This window comes from Pelagibius sp. (assembly GCF_965227505.1).
Classification (GTDB): domain Bacteria; phylum Pseudomonadota; class Alphaproteobacteria; order Kiloniellales; family Kiloniellaceae; genus Pelagibius.
The window spans coordinates 1,959,527-1,977,483 of record NZ_OZ245757.1 but is presented as its reverse complement, the minus strand read 5'-3'; the positions used below and the strand labels follow the sequence as shown (position 1 = coordinate 1,977,483).

The following is a 17,957-nucleotide window of genomic DNA, read 5'->3' as shown; positions in this document are numbered from 1 at the left end:
CTTGGTTCTTTCCGTCCGCCGCAGCAGGGGGAGCGCGTGCGATGACTGCATCTTTTCTTCAACCCGGCCGTGTTGCGGTGGTGACCGGCGCGGCTTCCGGCATCGGCCTTGCCGCCTGCAAACGCTTTGCGGAGCTGGGCCTGAAAACCGTGCTGGCCGACGTCGAGGCGGCGGCCCTGGAGCGCGCGGCGGATTCGGTGGCGGCGCTGGCCGCGGGCGGCGCCGAGGACGTTCTGGCTGTTCCCACCGACGTCGCGTCCGAGGACGCCATCGCGGCGCTGGCGGAGGCGAGCTATCAGCGCTTCGGGCGCTGCGATCTCCTCATGAACAACGCTGCCGTTCGGGTCTCCGGCGGGGCGAGCGAGGATCTGGGCGACTGGCGCCAGACCATGGAAGTGAACTTCTGGGCCGCCGTGGTGGCCGAGCGCGCCTTCCTGCCGCGCATGATCGCGCAGGGGGAGCCGGCGGCCATCGTCAACACCGGTTCCAAGCAGGGCATCACCAACCCGCCGGGCAACACCATCTACAATGTCACCAAGTCGGCCCTGAAGACCTATACCGAACAGCTTCAGCACCGCCTGCGCAACACCGAGGGCTGCCGGGTCTCCGCCCACCTGCTGGTGCCGGGCTGGACCACCACCGGCAACCGCGAGCACAAGCCCGGCGCCTGGCTACCGGCCCAGGTGATCGACGTGATGGTGGAGGCGCTGGAGCGCGGCGACTTCTACATCATCTGCCCGGACGATGAGGTGACGGCGGAGACGGACCACAAGCGCATGCTCTGGGCCGCCGGCGACATCATCGAAAACCGCCCGCCGCTGTCGCGCTGGCACAAGGACTGGGCCGACCGGTTCGACCAGGGCTGATCTCAACCCCAGTCCATTCACCCATGTCCACGCCCCCATGACAGAGACTCAACCGCTGACCCGCGACCTGCCCCTCGCCCCTCGGCAGACGGCCTTGTTGGTGGTCGACATGCAGAACTTCTGCGTGCGTGCCGACGGTGGCGAGATAGCGCTGCTGTCCCCTGAGACGGACGAAATCGACTACGGCGCCTACTTCCGGCGCCTGGAGGAGACCACGGTCCCCAACATCCAGCGGCTGCAGGCGGCCTGCCGCGCCGCGGGGGCGGAGGTGCTCTACACCACCATCGAAAGCCTGACCCTGGACGGGCGTGACCGCAGCCTCGACTACAAGATCAGCGGCTTCAACATCCCCAAGGGCTCCTGGGAGGGGCAGGTGGTTGACGCCCTTGCGCCCGGCGCGGACGAGATCGTTCTGCCGAAGACCTCCTCGTCGGTGTTCATCTCGACCAACATCGACTACGTCCTGCGCAACCTCGGTGTCCGCCAGCTTGTCATCTGCGGCATCCGCAGCGATCACTGCGTGCAGAGCGCGGTGCGCGACGCCTGCGACCTCGGCTACCTGGTGACCCTGGTGAGCGACGCCTGCACGTCCTTCAGCGAAGACGTCCACCGGACCGCGCTGCGGACGCTGCAGGGCTATTGCCGGCTGGCGATGACCGACACCCTGCTGGCCGAGCTCTCGGCCGGGGCATCTTCCTAGCGCGGGCCTCTTCCTAACAGGCTAAACGATCCGGTCGGGTTGACAGGCGGCGCCCGCCAAACAAAGATTAAGGCAGTAGCCAGGGGAGCTCCGGCAAGGAGCTGAGAGGCCGATAGGGTGCTGAGAGGCACCGGCGCGGCGACCCTTCGAACCTGATCCAGTTAACGCTGGCGTAGGGATGGCTGGAAGCCGGCACCCGCCAAAGGTCTCCAGACCCGCAGAAGGTCCCCAGACCAAAGACTCCAGAAAGCGAGTCCGGCCCCAAGAAATCCTCACAGCCGAAGCGTGAATTGGGTCTCTCGACGACCAACGAGGGAGAGCCAAATGAACGCCGTTTCACCTGATACGAAATCCCAGCAGGCACCCAACATCACCACCGGGCCCCTGCCTTCGTCCCGCAAGGTCTACGAGCCGGGGGCGCTGCATCCGGACCTCCGCGTCCCCTTGCGCGCCATCGACCTGCACCCGACGGCGGAGGAGCCGCCGGTGGTGGTCTACGACAGCTCCGGTCCCTATACCGACCCGGCGGTGACGACCGACATCGCCGGCGGCCTGCCGCGCCTGCGCCAGCCCTGGATCGAGGCGCGCGGCGACGTCGAGGGCTACGACGGCCGCCACGTGAAGCCGGAGGACAACGGTTTCGTCGGTGCCGACAAAGAGACGCCGGAATTTCCTGTTCGTCACCGGCCCCTGCGGGCGCGGGGCAATGGCGCCGTGACACAACTCGCCTACGCCCGCGCCGGCATCGTGACGCCGGAGATGGAGTTTATCGCCATCCGCGAGAACCTGGGCCGCGCCGAACTGAAGGAGAAGATGGAACGCGACGGCGAGAGTTGGGGCGCGAGCATCCCCGACCATGTCACGCCGGAGTTCGTGCGCGACGAGGTGGCCCGCGGGCGCGCCATCATCCCCGCCAACGTGAACCATCCGGAAATCGAACCGATGATCATCGGCCGGAACTTCCTGGTGAAAATCAACGCCAACATCGGCAATTCCGCGGTCACCTCCTCCATGGCCGAGGAGGTGGACAAGATGGTCTGGGCGATCCGCTGGGGCGCCGACACGGTGATGGATCTCTCCACCGGCCGCAACATCCACAACATCCGCGAGTGGATCATCCGCAACAGCCCGGTGCCCATCGGCACGGTGCCGATCTATCAGGCGCTGGAGAAGGTGAAGGGCGTGGCGGAAGACCTGACCTGGGAGGTGTTCCGCGACACCCTCATCGAGCAGGCCGAGCAGGGCGTCGACTACTTCACCATCCACGCCGGCGTCCGCCTGCATTACATCCCGCTGACGGTGGAGCGCACCACCGGCATCGTCTCGCGCGGCGGCTCCATCATGGCCAAGTGGTGCCTGCACCATCACCAGGAAAGCTTCCTCTACGAGCACTTCGAGGAAATCTGCGACATCTGCCGCGCCTACGACGTGTCGTTCTCCCTGGGGGACGGCCTGCGCCCCGGCTCCATCGCCGATGCCAACGACGCGGCGCAGTTCGCCGAGCTGGAGACCCTGGGCGAGTTGACGAAGATCGCCTGGGACCGGGACTGCCAGGTGATGATCGAAGGCCCCGGCCACGTGCCGATGCACAAGGTCAAGGAGAACGTCGACAAGCAGCTCGAAGCCTGCGGCGAGGCGCCCTTCTACACCCTGGGGCCGCTGGCCACCGACATCGCACCGGGCTACGACCACATCACCTCCGGCATCGGGGCGGCGATGATCGGCTGGTTCGGCACGGCGATGCTCTGCTACGTCACGCCGAAGGAGCACCTCGGCCTGCCCGACCGCGACGACGTGAAGACCGGCGTCATCACCTATAAGATCGCCGCGCATTCGGCGGATCTCGCCAAGGGTCACCCGGCCGCCCAGCTGCGTGATGACGCGCTGTCGCGGGCGCGCTTCGAGTTCCGCTGGGAGGATCAGTTCAACCTCTCCCTCGATCCCGACACGGCGCGCTCCTTCCACGACCAGACCCTGCCCAAGGAGGCGCACAAGGTGGCGCACTTCTGCTCCATGTGCGGGCCGAAGTTCTGCTCCATGCGCATCTCCCACGACATCCGCGCCGATGCCCGCAAACAGGGCATGGCGGAGATGGCGGCGCGCTACCGCGACGGCGGCGATCTCTATGTCCCGGCGGAGCGGGCAGGCGACGCGGCGGAGTGACCGCCATGGCGGAAAGGCAAGAGGTCACGGTGGTCGGCGGCGGGGTCGCCGGCCTCTGCGCCGCCGTGGCGCTGCGCGAGCGCGGCCATCCGGTGACGGTGGTCGAGCGCGGGCTCGGCCCCGGCCGCCAGTCCTGTTCCTGGTACGCCGGCGGCATGCTGGCACCCTGGTGCGAAGGCGAGACAGCGGAGGAACCCGTCGTCCGCCTTGGGCAGGAGGCGATCGGCTGGTGGGCGGAGCGGGTGCCGGGGGTGGAGCGGCGCGGCTCCCTGGTTCTGGCTGCCGCCCGCGACGGCCCCGAACTGGACCGCTTCGCCCGGCGCACGGCCGCGCAGCCCGGGGTCCATCACCTGCTGAACGACGGCGGCATCGCCGCCCTGGAGCCGGCGCTGGCCGGGCGCTTTACGCGCGCGCTCTACTTTCCGCAGGAAGCGCATCTCGATCCGCGGGCGGCCCTGGCCGCGCTCAGCCGCCGCTTCTGCGGCCTGGGCGGAATCATTCGCTACCGCAGGGAAGCGGATCACATCCCGCGCGGTCTGGTCGTCGATGCGCGCGGTTTCGCGGCCCGCGATGCGCTGGCGGATCTGCGCGGCGTGCGGGGCGAGATGCTGATCATCCGCGCCCCTGAAATCCGGATCACGCGGCCGCTGCGCCTGCTGCACCCGCGCCACCCGCTCTATCTCGTCCCGCGCGGGGAAGGGCTTTACATGCTGGGCGCCACCCAGATCGAGTCGGAGGATCGCGGCGGTGTTACCGCGCGCGGCGTCGTCGACCTGCTGAACGCCGCCTATGCCCTGCATCCGGCCTTTGCCGAGGCGGAGATCGTCGAGACCGGTGCCGATTTGCGCCCGGCCTTTCCCGACAACCTGCCGCGTCTTCGCCGGCGCGGCCGCCGGCTCTATGTGAACGGCCTTTTCCGGCACGGCTTTCTGCTGGCCCCGGCCTGCGCGCGCATGCTGGCGGAGGTTGTCGCCGATCCAAGCTTCATACCGGAGATCATGGATGAAGATCATCGTGAACGGTCGCCCGCTTGAGGTGACCAGCGCTTCGCTGGAGGCCCTGCTGGGCGAACTCAGCTTCAGGAACAAGAGCGTCGCCACGGCGGTGAATGGCGCCTTCGTGCCGCGCGCTGCGCGCGCGGGCATCGTGTTGCAGGAAGGGGACAGCCTTGAGGTTCTCGTCCCCATGCAAGGAGGGTGAGGACGATGCACCTCTATGACGTCGAACTCACCGCGCGTCTGCTGCTGGGTACGGCACAGTATCCGTCGCCGGCCATTCTCGCGGAGGCGGTGCGCGTCTCGGAAACGCAGGTCGTCACCGTCTCCCTGCGGCGCGAGGCCGCCGGCGAACGCCAGGGCGAGGGCTTCTGGTCGCTGATCCGCTCCCTCGGCGTCCGCGTGCTGCCCAACACCGCCGGCTGTCACAGCGTGGCGGAGGCGGTGACCACCGCGCAGATGGCGCGGGAGGTCTTCGGGACCCCCTGGATCAAGCTGGAGGTCATCGGCGAGAACGACAGCCTCTGTCCGGATGTCTTCGGGCTGGTGGAAGCGGCACGCATTCTGACGGAGGAGGGGTTTGCCGTCTTCCCCTACACCACCGAGGATCTGGTGGTCGCGGAGCGCCTGCTGGCCGCCGGCTGCCGGGTGCTGATGCCCTGGGGGGCGCCCATCGGTACCGGGCGCGGCCTCAACAACCCTTACGGCCTGCGCAGCCTGCGCGCCCACTTTCCCGACGTGCCTCTGATCATCGATGCCGGTCTCGGCCTGCCGTCCCAGGCGGCCCGCGCGATGGAACTGGGCTATGACGCGGTGCTGCTGAACACCGCCGTCGCCAAGTCCGGCGATCCGGTTGCCATGGCGCGGGCCTTCGCCCAGGCGGTTGCGGCGGGGCGGCAGGCCTACGAGGCCGATCCGATGGAACCGCGCGACATGGCCGCGCCTTCCACCCCTGTTCTTGGACAGGCTGTGCTGGGATGACCGTCGCGTTGGACCGTTTCTATTTGATCGTCGACAGCGCGGCCTGGATCCGGCGTCTCGTTCCGCTGGGCGTGAAACTGGTGCAGCTGCGCATCAAGGATCCGCCGGAGACCGTCCTGCGCCACGAAGTGACGGCCGCCCAGGCCATCTGCCGGCGTCACGGTTGCCAGCTCGTGGTCAACGATCACTGGCAGGTCGCCATCGATACCAGCTGCGACTTCGTTCACCTCGGCCAGGGTGACTTGGCGAATGCGGACGTGGCGGCGATCCGCAGGGCCGGTCTGCGCCTGGGTGTCTCCACCCACGATCACGCAGAGCTCTACCGCGCCTTGCTGCACGACCCGGACTACGTTGCGCTGGGCCCGATCTATCCGACCGTCCTGAAAAAGATGCCCTGGGCACCCCAGGGCCTGGAGCGGATCGGGGAGTGGAAGCAGATGATCGGCACGAGGCCGCTGGTCGCCATCGGCGGGCTGAACCCGGAGCGTCTGGCTGGGGTCTTCGACGCCGGCGCGGACTGCGCCGCGGTCGTCACCGACATCACCCTCAACCCTGATCCGGAAGCGCGCACCGCCGAATGGCTGGCGGCGACCCGCGTGCCCGCCTAGGCCATGACGCTGCCCGTTGTCGTCATTGCAGGCAGCGACTCCAGTGGCGGTGCCGGTCTTGCGCGCGACGTCGCAACCATCGCCGCGCTCGGCGGGTCGGTCCGTCCGGTGGTCACCGCCGTGACCGCGCAGACCGACGGCCGCGTGACGGCGGTCGAGCGGATGCCGGCGGCGTTGGTCGCGGCCCAGCTCGAGGCAGCGCTCGAGACGGGTTTGGTCGCGGGGCCGGCGGGCGCGGTCAAGATCGGCATGCTGGGGGCTGCGCAGACGGTGGAGGCTGTCGCCGCCGTGCTGTCCGCCTGGCGCCGGTTGCCCGTGGTGCTGGACCCGGTGCTGGCGTCGTCCTCGGGCGTGGAACTGTTGGACGAGGAGGGCCGCGAAGTGATGAAACGGGAGCTGTTTCCGCTCGCCGGAATCCTCACCCCCAACCTGCCGGAGGCGGCGCTGCTCACGGGCCTTCCGCCCGCCTCGACGGCGGCGGAGATCGCGGCCCAGGCCCGGGCGCTCCTGGCCTGCGGTCCGCGCGCGGTGCTGATGAAGGGCGGCCACGCCGAGGGGGAGGAGGCGGTGGACCGGTTGTTTGATGCCGACGGCGGCCTCCGCTGTTTCGTCGCTCCGCGTGCGCGGACGAACCTGCGCGGCACCGGCTGCACGCTGGCCAGCGCCCTGGCCGCGGGCCTGGCCGCCGGGCAGACGGTGGCGGCGGCCTGCGAAGCCGCGAAAGCCTTCATCCAGCAGCGCCTCGCCCCGGTACGTTAGGCGCGGCGCCGGCTCCTCTTTTTCCCCGGCCCTTTTTTGACGGGCTTTGCCGCCTGCTGGACCAGCGCCTTCAGGTTCAGGCCGTCGAGCTGCGCCTTGATGGCGGCGGTGAAACGCGGCACGGCGAAATCGGCGAAGGCCTTCACCCGTGCGGGCAGCAGCCGGCGGTGAGGATAAAGAATGCTGAGGGCCACCGGGTCCGGCGGATGGTCGAGCAGCACCGGCATCAGCCGTCCGCGGCGCAGATGCCCGGCCACCTCCCAGAGCGGCTTCATCACGATACCCCTTCCCTCCAAGGCCCAGTCGGTGAGGACATCGCCGTCGTCGGCATCGAAGCGGCCCTGGACCGAGAGCGTGCGCGGGCCGCCGTCCGACTGCAGGGTCCAGCGGTATTGCTGGGACCCGGCGAAACGCAGCAGCAGACAGTTGTGACCCAGGAGATCCTCCGGCGTCGCCGGTGTGCCGGCTTCGGAGAGGTAGGCCGCCGCGGCGCAGAGCAGGCGCTCGCAGTCCACCACCTTGCGGGCGATCAGCGAGGAGTCGGAGAGGATCGCCATGCGCACGGCGACATCCACCGATTCCGTCAGCAGATCGATGATGTGTTCCGAGAGCCGCAGTTGCAGGGTCACCTGCGGGTGGGCGGCCTGGAACTCCGGCACCAGGGGCGCGAGGACGCGGCGGGCAAAGCCGAGCGGCGCGGTGACCCTAAGCGTTCCCTGCGGCGCACCGCCGGCGCCGGCGGCGACGTTCTCCGCCCGCTCCACCGCCGCCATCACGTCCTGGCAGGCCTGGTAGAAGGCAAGGCCCTGTTCGGTGGGCTGTACCCGCCGTGTCGTGCGGTTCAGCAGGCGCACCCCGAGGTGGGCCTCAAGGGACTGGATGCGATGGCTGACGACGGCCGGGGAAAGGCGCAGCTGCCGACCGGCCGCCGACATGGAGTCCTGCTCCACCACGCTCACGAAGACCCGGATATTCTCCAGCAGGGACATGGCCGCCTCATACTTATGCGGCTATTTTATTCGGGATTTTTTGAAAGTGATAGGGCAAGCCTTTCAATTCCTTGAAGGCCACGGCTTCGCTAGCATGGGCCGGTGGAATCGGGCGGCTGAGATCGCCGGGCGGTAACGGGACCTTTGGGGGCAAATGGAATGGTGACGGTGGCCTGGGAATGGCTGGATCTGGCGGTGCGCTGGCTGCACGTCATCGCCGGCATCGCCTGGATCGGCAGCTCGTTCTACTTCATCGCCCTCGACCTCAGCCTGAAGAAGCGCGAGGGCCTGCCCGAGGGCGCCGGCGGCGAGGCCTGGCAGGTCCACGGCGGCGGCTTCTACAACATGGTGAAGTACATGGTGGCGCCGGCGCGCATGCCGGACCAGCTCACCTGGTTCAAGTGGGAGGCCTATACCACTTGGCTTTCCGGCTTCGCCCTCCTGATCCTCGTCTATTACCTGCAGGCCGAGCTCTACATGATCGACCGCTCGGTGCTGGATCTCACGCCCTGGATGGCGGTGGCTGTCTCCGTCGTCGGCCTGGCGCTGGGCTGGGTGGTCTACGATCTGCTCTGCCGCTCGCCCCTGGGGCGCGACGACAACCGCCTCGCCCTGGTCGGCTTCGTCTTTCTGGTGGCGCTCAGTTATCTCTTCACGCTGGTCTTCAGCGGGCGCGGCGTCTACATGCAGATGGGCGCCCTGATCGGCACCATGATGGTGGCCAACGTCTTCCTGGTGATCATCCCCAACCAGCGCAAGGTCGTCGCCGACCTGATCGCCGGGAAAGAACCGGATCCGAAGCTTGGCCAGCAGGCCAAGCAGCGCTCACTGCACAACAATTACCTCACCCTGCCGGTCATCTTCGTGATGATCTCCAATCACTATCCTCTGACCTTCGCCAGCCGCTGGAACTGGGTGATCCTTGCCATCGTGCTGGTGATGGGGGCGGTGATCCGTCATTTCTTCAACACCAAGCACAAGGGCGGGAAGGAACCCTGGTGGACCTGGGGTGTCGCCGCCCTGGGGCTGGTCGCCATCGTCTGGCTGAGCGCCCAGCCGGCCACGCCGGTGGAGGAGGCTTCCGTGCCGCAAGGCTATGAGCTGGCGGACGTCGAGAACGTCGTGCTCGCGCGCTGTTCGATGTGCCATGCCGCCGAGCCCCTTTGGGAGGGGATTGCCGTGGCGCCCAAGGGTGTTCTGCTGGAAACCCCGGAACAGATCCGCCGGCATGCGCGGGCGATCGAGACCCAGGTGCTGCTGAGCAGCGCCATGCCGCCGGGCAACATCACCGAGATCGAGGCGGAGGAACGCCGGCTGCTCGCCGCCTGGATCGCTGCCGGCGCCCCGACCTGGTAGAGCACGCGTGACCGGGTCTTCGACACGCGCCCTCCGGGGCCGCCTGCTCAGCTTCCGCGACGACCCCGCGGTGGTCGGGGCCGAAAGCTACGACTTCATAGAGGATGGCCTGGTGCTCATGGTCGAGGGCCGGATTGCCGAGGTCGGCGCGGCGGAGGAGGTGATGCCGCGCCTCGATGCGGCCACGCCCATCGACCACTATCCCGATGCGCTGATCCTGCCGGGCTTCATCGATACCCACATCCACTATCCCCAGACCCAGGTCATCGCCTCTTACGGCGCGCAGTTGCTGGACTGGCTGGAGCGCTACGCCCTGGTGGAGGAGCAGCGTTTCGCGGAGCCGGAGCACTGCGCGCAGGTCGCCGCCTTCTTTCTCGACGAACTGGCGCGCAACGGCACGACGACGGCCATGGTCTACTGCACCGTGCATCCGCAGTCGGTGGAGGCCTTCTTTACAGAGGCCCATCGCCGCAACGCGCGCATGCTGGCGGGCAAGGTGCTGATGGACCGCAACGCGCCGCCCGGCCTCAGCGACACGGCGGAACAGGGCTACGCGGACTCGAAAGCCCTGATCGAGCGCTGGCACGGACAGGGCCGCCAGCTCTATGCCGTCACCCCGCGCTTCGCCGTCACCTCGACGGAGGCGCAGCTCGAAGCCGCCGGCACGCTGCTGAAGGAGTTCCCGGACTGCTACCTGCAGACCCATCTGAGCGAAAACCACCGCGAGATCGAGACGGTTCGCGCGCTGTTTACCTGGGCGGAGAGCTACACCGGTGTTTACGAGCGCTTCGGCCTGCTGGGGCCGCGCTCGGTCTTCGGCCACTGTATCCACCTGGGCGAAAGCGAGCGGCGGCTGCTCAGCGACAGCCGCTCGGTGGCCGCGTTCTGTCCGACCTCCAACCTCTTCATCGGCTCCGGCCTCTTCGATCTGGCGCGGGCAAAGGACCCTGCCGCGCCGTTGCGGGTCGGCCTGGCCACCGACGTCGGCGGCGGCACCAGCTATTCCATGCTGTCCACCCTGGCGGAGGCCTACAAGGTGCTGCAGCTGCAGCACCAGAACCTGCCGGCGCTTCAAGGCTTCTACAGGATCACCCTGGGCAACGCCCGCGCCCTGGGACTGGAGGACAAGATCGGGCGTCTGGCCAAGGGCGGCGAAGCCGACATCGTGGTGCTGGATGCAAAGGCGACCCCGGCCATGGCGCACCGCCACGCGCGGGTCGAGACCTTGGAAGAGGAACTCTTCCTGCTCATGACCCTCGGCGACGACCGCGCCGTGCGGGCCACCTACATCGCCGGCGATCCGGCCCACAGCCGCGCCGCCGGCTGATCTGCTTCCCGTCTGTCCGCAGACCCGGGGATATCACAACCTTTTGTAGATATTAGTCTTTTCTGCGTCTTGATTGGCGATGTCACCGTTCCCACGTCCCCCTGACACCAATGCACCGCCGGGTCGGGGCGGGCTGACGATCAGACAGGATGGACGACATGGAACGCAGCCGTACTCCAGTTCTCGAACAGCCCAGCGACCGTCGCGCCTTCGGGCGGCTCATGGCCGGCATGGGCATTGGGTTGATGACCCTGGGCCTTGCCGCCTGTTCCGGCGTGCAGAGCCAGCCGCGCGACCCCAATCGCAAGCCCTTCTGGCAGCGCAACGAGCAACGCGACGACTGATCCGCCGAAGCGCTATGGCCTGCTGACCGGCAGGGCGGTGGTCGCCTTGACGGTCTTCAGCGGAATCTCCGTGACCACGTTGCGCACACCGGGCAGCGGCGTCAGGTGCTGCATCTGAAAGCGCTGATAGTCTTCCAGATCCTCGGCGGCAACCTTCAGCAGGTAGTCGTAGGTGCCGGCCATGAGGTAGCACTCCAGCACTTCAGGCACCCTGGCGATGGCGTCGGCGAAGGCCTCGACGCCCGCCTTGTCCTGCCTTTCCAGCGTGACGCGCACGAAGATGATCAGCGGCAGACCGACCGTGGTCCCGTCCAGCAGGGCGGCGTAGCCGGCGATCGCGCCGCCGGCCTCCAGGTTTTTGACGCGCCGCAGGCAGGGCGATGGCGAAAGCCCGACGTGTTCGGCGAGTTCGACGTTCTGGAGGCGCCCCCTGCGCTGGAGCGCCGAGAGGATCTTGCGGTCGATCCGGTCCAGTTCTATTGGCATCTGATGCTCTGACTCTTCGGTTTTTCCTAGATCGATGCCAATACATCGCCGACTCTGCGTTAAGAACGCAAGAGAAAGCGCCTCATTTTGACATAGGCTGCCTTCCGTTTCCGATTGCGAAGACGTGAGGACGCCCCGTGACCGATCTGCAGTTCTGCCCCGAGGAGATGGCGCGCGCGGCCGCGCTGACACAACGTTTCATGGTCGACTACCACGACGGGCTCGCTCAGCGCCCGGTTTACCCGCGGGTCGACCGCGATGCGCTGGCAAGGCTCATGGCGGCCCCCCTTCCGGAGGAGGGCTGCCGTCTGGAGGACCTTTTCGAGGAACTGGATGCCGTCATCCTGCCCAACGCCACTCATACCGCGCACCCCCGGTTCCTGCCTTATGTTCAGCCCTCGCCCAATGCCGTCTCGCCCTTTGCCGAGGCGGTCGCAGCGACCCTGAATCAGAACTGCAACCTCTGGACCCTCTCGCCGGCGGCCAACGCGGTGGAGCAGACGGTCATCCGCTGGTTTGCCGACCTTTTCGGCCTCGGCGAGACCGCCGGCGGGCTTATCGCCAGTGGCGGATCGATGGCGAACCTGATCGCCCTGACGGCGGCCCGCGACCGCCATCTGGGGGCGGCTGCCCGCGGTGCGGGACTCCAGGGCCGGTCCGCGCCTCTGGTGCTCTATACCTCGGATCAGACGCACAGCAGCATCGACAAGGCGGTTTCCATCCTGGGCCTGGGCGTCGATCATCTCCGGCGCATTCCCGCAGACGACGCGTTTCGCCTTCGCCCCGACCTCCTGCAGGACGCCGTCGAACGGGACCGCGCCCGGGGACTGGAGCCATTCTGCGTCGTTGCCAACGCGGGGACGGTGATGACCGGCGCGATCGATCCCCTGGCAGCGCTTGCCGGCATCTGCCGCGCGCAGGGTCTGTGGCTCCATGTCGACGGCGCCTACGGCGCGCTGACGGCGCTCAGTCCGCGGCATCGCCAGGCTCTGGCCGGCATCGAACTCGCGGACTCCCACTCGCTGGACCCGCACAAGTTCCTCTTCACCTCCTTCGAGGCCGGCTGCGTTCTGGTGCGCGATGCTGCCGCCCTGCGCCACGCCTTCAGTTCCACGCCGAGTTATCTGGCGCTGGAGGAGGACGCGGATTTCGTCGACTTCGCCAACTACGGCCCGCAACTGTCGCGCGGCTTCAAGGCGCTGAAGGTCTGGTGGTCGCTGCGGCGCTTCGGGTCCAAGGCCTTCGCTGGCGTGATCGAGCGCATGATGGAGCTGGCGCGGCAGATGGGCGTGCAGGCCGAGCAGTCGGAAGACTTCGAGCTTCTGGCCCCGGTGACCCTGAACTGCGTCTGCTTTCGCCTTGTCGCCCTGGACGACCGCGGCAACGAAGCGGTGCTGCGGCGCCTTGTGGAAAGCGGCAAGGCCTTTTTGGGGCCGGCGCGGATCGGTGATCGCTTCGGCCTGCGCGCCTGCTTCATGAATCTGCGCACTACGCCGGACGACGTCGCGGCGATCATGGCGGAGATCGCCCGGCTTGGCCGGAACGTATCGGGCCGCGCGGAGCAGGGGCAATCCTGGCATAGCACCGCTGGACATTGATCGCCGATCAGGGAAAAATCCCCAACTCGAAAAGACACGACAGGCGCCGGCGCCGAAAGCCGGTGCGCGAACGGGAGGACACTATGGAGACCTTGGGGAAGAAGACCGCTCTCTTGGGGGCGGCGGCCGTGGCCGCCTTTCTGACGGCAGGGGGCGCGGCCCAGGCCGATACCGCCATCCGTGTAACGCTGCAGCTGCCGGAAACCCACCCTCTGGGTGTGAACCTGAACGCCTGGAAAGGCTGCGTGGAGGCGCAGACCGAGGAACTGGACATCCAGATCTTCCCCTCGGCCCAGCTCTACAAGGACAACCAGGTACCGGAGGCTGTCGGCTCCGGCGCCGTCGAAATGGGCACCGCCTCGCTCACCCGCTTCGCCGGTTCCGTGCCCGCGGTCGACGCGGTCTATGTGCCCTTCCTGCTGGATACGCCTGAAAAGGTGGCGAAGTTCACCGCCCCCGGCTCGCCGGCGCGGGCGGCCATCGACCAGGCGGTGCTGGAGGAGACCGGCGCGCGCATCCTCTGGTGGCAGGCCTTCGGGCGGACCATCTATCTCTCCAAGGACCCGATCCGCGTGCCCGACGACATCAAGGGCAAGAAGGTGCGCACCTTCGGCAAGCTTCTGGGCTGGACGGCCGAAGCCCTGGGGGCCGCGCCGACCCTGATGTCCGGCTCCAAGCAGTTCCTGGCCTATCAGCAGGGCGCGGTCGATGCCGGCATCACCGGCCTCACCGGCGCCAAGTCGCGCAAGCTCTACGAGGTCATGGACTACATGACCTTGACCTACGATTCCGACATCGAGTTCGTTGCGGTGATGAACGACGAGGTCTATCAGGGCCTCTCCGACGCCAACCGCAGGATCGTCGATGACTGCGGCGCGAAGGTGGAGCAGGAACTGCGCGACAGCGTCTTCGAGATCGAAGCGGAGGCTTTGGCCTATCTGCGCGACAAGATCACCATCATCGAACTGAGCGACGAAGAGCGCGAACAGTGGCGCCAGGCCACGGCCTCGGTCGTCGACCGCTTCGTCAGCGAAGGCGGCCCGACGGCGGCCAAGGTGGTGGAAGAGGCCCAGAAGTTCTGATCGGGACCCCGGGGCCGGGGGGCTGCGCTGGCATGGCGCGCCCCCGGCTGCGAAGTTTCCGCGTTCTTGACGACGTCATGCTGGGCCGCGCGCCGTGATCAAGCTGATCGACACCATTTCCGAGCTTGCGGGCAAGCTGGCGGCCTGGATGTTCTTCGCCATCGGCCTCTTCGTCACCTTCGAAGTGGTGATGCGCTACGTCTTCACCCTGCCGACCATCTGGGTCGACGAGGTCTCGCGCATCTTTCAGATCTGGGCGACCTTCCTGGCGGCTGCTTTCGTGCTGAAGCACCGTGACATGATCCTCATCGAGGTCGCCTTCAAGGACCCGACGACCGTCGCGCGCAAGGTGGTGGAGACCTTCGGCCTGCTGGCGATCCTGCTGTTTTGCGGCGTCGCCTGCTGGTACGGCTTCGAGCTCTGGCTGAAGGCCGCGCGCGCCGGCCACACCACCGACACCTTTCTGGCGACGCCGAAGTGGATCACCCACGGCTCCATCTGGGTCGGGCTCGGCCTGCTGTTCATTCAAGGTCTCGTCGAGATCCTGCGCGTATGGACGGTCGGCATACCGCCGCGCGCCGGGCACGGCGCGGCGGACGACCAGCCGGGGGGCATGCACTAGGTGGAAGCTTTCCTCATCCTGCTGGCGCTGGTCGTGCTGCTGGTGCTGCGCGTTCCGGTGGCCTTTGCCGTCGGCAGCCTGGGCATCGTGCTGCTCTACCTGAAGGGGCTGCCGATGATCGGTGTGCCCCAGCGGCTCTACGGCACCATGGACAGCTTCGAACTGCTGGCCGTGCCGCTGTTCCTCCTGATGTCCAACGTGCTGCTGCGCGGCGGCGTGGGGAAGGACCTCTTTGCCGCCGTGCAGTCCTGGGTCGGCCACTGGCCCGGTGGCCTGGGCGCTGCGACGGTGATCTCCTGCGCTCTGTTCTCGGCAATCTCCGGGTCTTCGGTGGCCACCGCGGCCACCATCGGTACGGTGGCGATCCCGGAGATGACCAAGCGCGGCTACGACCGGCCCTTCGTGCTCGGCATGCTGGCGGCAGGCGGCACGCTGGGAATCCTCATTCCGCCGTCCATTCCCCTGATCATCTACGGCGTGATCACCGAGCAGTCGATTCCGACCCTTTTCCTGGCCGGCGTCGGGCCGGGGCTCTTCCTCGCCGGGATCTTCCTCGTCTACGGCGTGCTCTACGCCAAGCTTGGCGGCGGCTATACGCCGCTGGCAAAGGCGGGCTGGGCGGAGCGCCGCGCCGCCAGCCTGCTGGCCCTGCCCACGGTGCTTCTCGCCGTCGTCATCATCGGCTCCATCTACGCCGGAATCGCCACCCCGTCGGAAAGCGCCGGGGTCGGCTTCGTGCTGGCGCTTCTCATCACCTTTGCGATGCGCCGCATGACCTGGGAAAAGCTGCGCGAGGCGACCTACAGCGCCATGCGCACCACGGTGATGATCTTCCTGATCATCGCCGGGGCCAAGGTCTTCTCCTACGCCATCACGCTCTACCTAATCCCGCAGACCATCAGCCAGGTGCTGACCAGCACCTTCGCCGACGCCGGATTTTTCATGCTCGCCGTGGGCGGGGTGCTGCTGCTCATCGGCTTCTTCCTGGAAGCGCTCTCGATGCTGCTGATCATGGTCCCGGTGCTCTTCCCTTCGCTGGAAGCCATGGGCATCAGCCCGATCTGGTTCGGCATCTTCTTCGTCGTCCTCATCGAAACCGCGTTGATCACGCCGCCCGTCGGCCTCAACCTCTTCGTCATTCAGGCGGTCGGCCGCGCGCGGATCGAGGAAGTGGTGAAGGGCGCCTGGCCCTTTGCCGTGATGATGCTCTGCACCGCGGTGCTGCTGTGGTTCTGGCAGGATCTGGCGCTGTTCCTCCCGTTCTGGTTCTAGCCCCGCCCGGACGCCGCCCCGCTGTCATCGACGGCGGATTGCACGCTGCGGCCCGATGGGCTAAAACCCGCGCCCGGACTGCGTTTCGCCGCGTCCTCCCATGCATCAGCCTTTCAGCGCCGGAGTATCCATGGCCTCCTATCAGTACGTCTATCAGATGGACGGCGTGTCCAAGACCTATCCTGGCGGCAAGCAGGTCCTGAAGGACATCCGCCTGTTCTTTCTGCCCGGCGCCAAGATCGGCGTCCTCGGCCTGAACGGGGCGGGCAAGTCGACCCTGATGAAGGTCATGGCCGGGATCGATACGGAGATCAACGGCGAGGCCCGCGCCGCCGACGGCATCAAGGTCGGTTACCTGCCGCAGGAACCGCAGCTCGATCCGGACAAGGACGTGGCCGGCAATGTCTTCGAGGGCGTGGCCGAGACCAAGGCGCTGCTGGACCGCTTCGAGGAGGTCAGCAACGCCTTTGCCGAGGCCGATCCCGACGAGATGGACAAGCTGATCACCGAGCAGGCGGAGCTGCAGGAAAAGATCGACGCCGCCGATGCCTGGGACCTCGATCGCAAGGTCGACATCGCCATGGATGCCCTGCGCTGCCCGCCGGGGGAATCCGACGTGACCAAACTGTCCGGCGGCGAGCGCCGCCGCGTGGCGCTCTGCCAGCTCCTTCTGAAAAAGCCGGATATGCTGCTGCTGGACGAGCCGACCAACCACCTGGACGCGGAGTCCGTGGGCTGGCTGGAGCGCTTTCTGGAAGAGTATCCAGGCACCGTGGTGGCCGTCACCCACGACCGCTACTTCCTGGACAACGTCGCCGGCTGGATTCTGGAATTGGACCGCGGCCGCGGACTGCCCTTCGAGGGCAACTACACCTCCTGGCTGGAGCAGAAGGAAAAGCGGCTGGCCCAGGAGGAGAAGACCGAGTCCGGGCGGCAAAGGGTGCTGAAACAGGAACTGGAGTGGATCCGCCAGAGCCCGCGCGCGCGCCAGGCCAAGTCCAAGGCCCGCGTGCAGGCCTATGAGACGCTTTTGGCGGACGCCGCCGACAAGGCGCCGGAGCCCGGGCGCATCACCGTGCCGGCGGGCCCGCGCCTGGGCGATCTGGTGATCGAGGCCGAACACATCTCCAAGGCCTTCGGCGACAAGCTGCTGATCGACGATCTCAGCTTCAAGATTCCGGCCGGCGCCATCGTCGGCATCATCGGGCCCAACGGCGCCGGCAAGACCACCCTGTTCCGCATGATCACCGGCCAGGAGCAGCCGGACAGCGGCAGCCTGAAGGTGGGCGAGACCGTGAAGCTTGGCTACGTCGACCAGAGCCGCGACTCCCTGGCCGGCGAGAAGACGGTCTGGGAGGAAATCTCCGACGGGTTGGACGTGATCCAGCTCGGCAAGCACGAGACCCAGTCGCGCGCCTATGTCGGCGCCTTCAACTTCAAGGGCAGCGACCAGCAGAAAAAGGTCGGCCAGCTTTCCGGCGGCGAGCGCAACCGGGTCCATCTGGCCAAGATGCTGCGGGAAGCGGCGAACGTCCTGCTGCTGGACGAACCGACCAACGATCTGGACGTCGACACGCTGCGCTCCCTGGAAGAGGCCATCGTCGAGTTTGCCGGCTGCGTGCTGGTGACCTCGCACGACCGCTGGTTCCTGGACCGCATCGCCACCCACATCCTGGCGTTCGAGGGGGATAGCCAGGTGGTCTGGTTCGAGGGCAACTACCAGGACTACGAGGCGGACCGCCACCGCCGCCTGGGGGCCGCCGCTGACCAGCCGCACCGGATCAAGTACAAGCCGCTCAGCCGCTGACG

General features: G+C 67.4%; 18 protein-coding genes and 1 riboswitch. Of the genes, 16 read left to right on the top strand and 2 right to left on the bottom strand.

Annotation, left to right across the window (positions count from 1 at the left end; translation table 11 throughout):
• Positions 1–41 precede the first annotated feature (41 nt).
• The 8 genes from ACO06P_RS09275 (at position 42) to thiD (ending at position 7,072) form a co-directional block, all read left to right on the top strand.
• Positions 42–866: an SDR family NAD(P)-dependent oxidoreductase gene (locus ACO06P_RS09275; protein ID WP_420349832.1), complete on the top strand. Its 825-nt coding sequence runs from the start codon at positions 42–44 to the stop codon at positions 864–866.
• Positions 867–903: 37 nt separating this feature from the next.
• Positions 904–1,566: a cysteine hydrolase family protein gene (locus ACO06P_RS09270; protein ID WP_420349831.1), complete on the top strand. Its 663-nt coding sequence runs from the start codon at positions 904–906 to the stop codon at positions 1,564–1,566.
• A gap of 71 nt (positions 1,567–1,637) precedes the next feature.
• A riboswitch (TPP riboswitch) is annotated at positions 1,638–1,763 on the top strand.
• Between the two features lie 127 nt (positions 1,764–1,890).
• On the top strand, positions 1,891–3,729 hold the full coding sequence (gene thiC / locus ACO06P_RS09265; RefSeq protein ID WP_420349830.1) for a phosphomethylpyrimidine synthase ThiC: 1,839 nt from the start codon (positions 1,891–1,893) through the stop codon (positions 3,727–3,729).
• Between the two features lie 5 nt (positions 3,730–3,734).
• Entirely contained in the window at positions 3,735–4,763 is a 1,029-nt protein-coding gene (thiO, locus tag ACO06P_RS09260; RefSeq protein WP_420349829.1) for a glycine oxidase ThiO, read from the top strand.
• Positions 4,732–4,929: a sulfur carrier protein ThiS gene (gene thiS, locus ACO06P_RS09255; RefSeq protein WP_420349828.1), complete on the top strand. Its 198-nt coding sequence runs from the start codon at positions 4,732–4,734 to the stop codon at positions 4,927–4,929. The genes thiO and thiS overlap by 32 nt, the downstream gene beginning before the upstream one ends.
• Before the next feature lie 5 nt (positions 4,930–4,934).
• Positions 4,935–5,705 carry a thiazole synthase gene (locus ACO06P_RS09250; protein ID WP_420349827.1) on the top strand — a complete coding sequence of 257 codons (771 nt, stop codon included), beginning with the start codon at positions 4,935–4,937 and terminating at the stop codon, positions 5,703–5,705.
• Positions 5,702–6,313 (top strand): thiamine phosphate synthase, encoded by a 612-nt coding sequence (locus ACO06P_RS09245; protein WP_420349826.1) that lies wholly within the window; start codon positions 5,702–5,704, stop codon positions 6,311–6,313. The genes ACO06P_RS09250 and ACO06P_RS09245 overlap by 4 nt, the downstream gene beginning before the upstream one ends.
• A 3-nt stretch (positions 6,314–6,316) precedes the next feature.
• Positions 6,317–7,072 (top strand): bifunctional hydroxymethylpyrimidine kinase/phosphomethylpyrimidine kinase, encoded by a 756-nt coding sequence (gene thiD, locus ACO06P_RS09240; RefSeq protein ID WP_420349825.1) that lies wholly within the window; start codon positions 6,317–6,319, stop codon positions 7,070–7,072.
• Here the strand turns inward: thiD and ACO06P_RS09235 are convergent.
• Complete coding sequence (locus ACO06P_RS09235) at positions 7,069–8,061, bottom strand: LysR family transcriptional regulator (RefSeq protein WP_420349824.1); 993 nt, start codon at positions 8,059–8,061, stop codon at positions 7,069–7,071. The two genes, thiD and ACO06P_RS09235, sit on opposite strands and share 4 nt — an antisense overlap.
• A 159-nt stretch (positions 8,062–8,220) precedes the next feature.
• Between ACO06P_RS09235 and ACO06P_RS09230 the strand changes: the two genes are divergently transcribed.
• From ACO06P_RS09230 to ACO06P_RS09220, 3 genes are all read left to right on the top strand, one after another.
• The gene (locus ACO06P_RS09230; RefSeq protein WP_420349823.1) at positions 8,221–9,417 is read left to right on the top strand and encodes a urate hydroxylase PuuD; all 1,197 of its coding nucleotides are present in this window, start codon (positions 8,221–8,223) and stop codon (positions 9,415–9,417) included.
• Positions 9,418–9,424: 7 nt separating this feature from the next.
• On the top strand, positions 9,425–10,744 hold the full coding sequence (gene guaD, locus ACO06P_RS09225) for a guanine deaminase (RefSeq protein WP_420349822.1): 1,320 nt from the start codon (positions 9,425–9,427) through the stop codon (positions 10,742–10,744).
• Between the two features lie 158 nt (positions 10,745–10,902).
• The gene (locus ACO06P_RS09220) at positions 10,903–11,088 is read left to right on the top strand and encodes a hypothetical protein (protein ID WP_420349821.1); all 186 of its coding nucleotides are present in this window, start codon (positions 10,903–10,905) and stop codon (positions 11,086–11,088) included.
• Positions 11,089–11,100: 12 nt separating this feature from the next.
• Here ACO06P_RS09220 and ACO06P_RS09215 read toward each other — a convergent pair whose 3' ends face one another.
• On the bottom strand, positions 11,101–11,574 hold the full coding sequence (locus ACO06P_RS09215; RefSeq protein WP_420349820.1) for an Lrp/AsnC family transcriptional regulator: 474 nt from the start codon (positions 11,572–11,574) through the stop codon (positions 11,101–11,103).
• Between the two features lie 137 nt (positions 11,575–11,711).
• Here ACO06P_RS09215 and ACO06P_RS09210 point away from each other — a divergent pair, with 137 nt between their 5' ends.
• From ACO06P_RS09210 to ettA, 5 genes are all read left to right on the top strand, one after another.
• Positions 11,712–13,172, top strand: a complete 1,461-nt coding sequence (locus tag ACO06P_RS09210) for a pyridoxal phosphate-dependent decarboxylase family protein (protein WP_420349819.1) — start codon at positions 11,712–11,714, stop codon at positions 13,170–13,172.
• Between the two features lie 83 nt (positions 13,173–13,255).
• Positions 13,256–14,254 (top strand): TRAP transporter substrate-binding protein DctP, encoded by a 999-nt coding sequence (gene dctP / locus ACO06P_RS09205; protein WP_420349818.1) that lies wholly within the window; start codon positions 13,256–13,258, stop codon positions 14,252–14,254.
• A 94-nt stretch (positions 14,255–14,348) separates the two neighbouring features.
• Positions 14,349–14,876: a TRAP transporter small permease gene (locus tag ACO06P_RS09200; protein WP_420349817.1), complete on the top strand. Its 528-nt coding sequence runs from the start codon at positions 14,349–14,351 to the stop codon at positions 14,874–14,876.
• Positions 14,877–16,148, top strand: a complete 1,272-nt coding sequence (locus tag ACO06P_RS09195; protein ID WP_420349816.1) for a TRAP transporter large permease — start codon at positions 14,877–14,879, stop codon at positions 16,146–16,148.
• 130 nt (positions 16,149–16,278) lie between these two features.
• Entirely contained in the window at positions 16,279–17,955 is a 1,677-nt protein-coding gene (gene ettA, locus ACO06P_RS09190) for an energy-dependent translational throttle protein EttA (RefSeq protein ID WP_420349815.1), read from the top strand.
• The last annotated feature ends 2 nt before the right edge of the window (positions 17,956–17,957 follow it).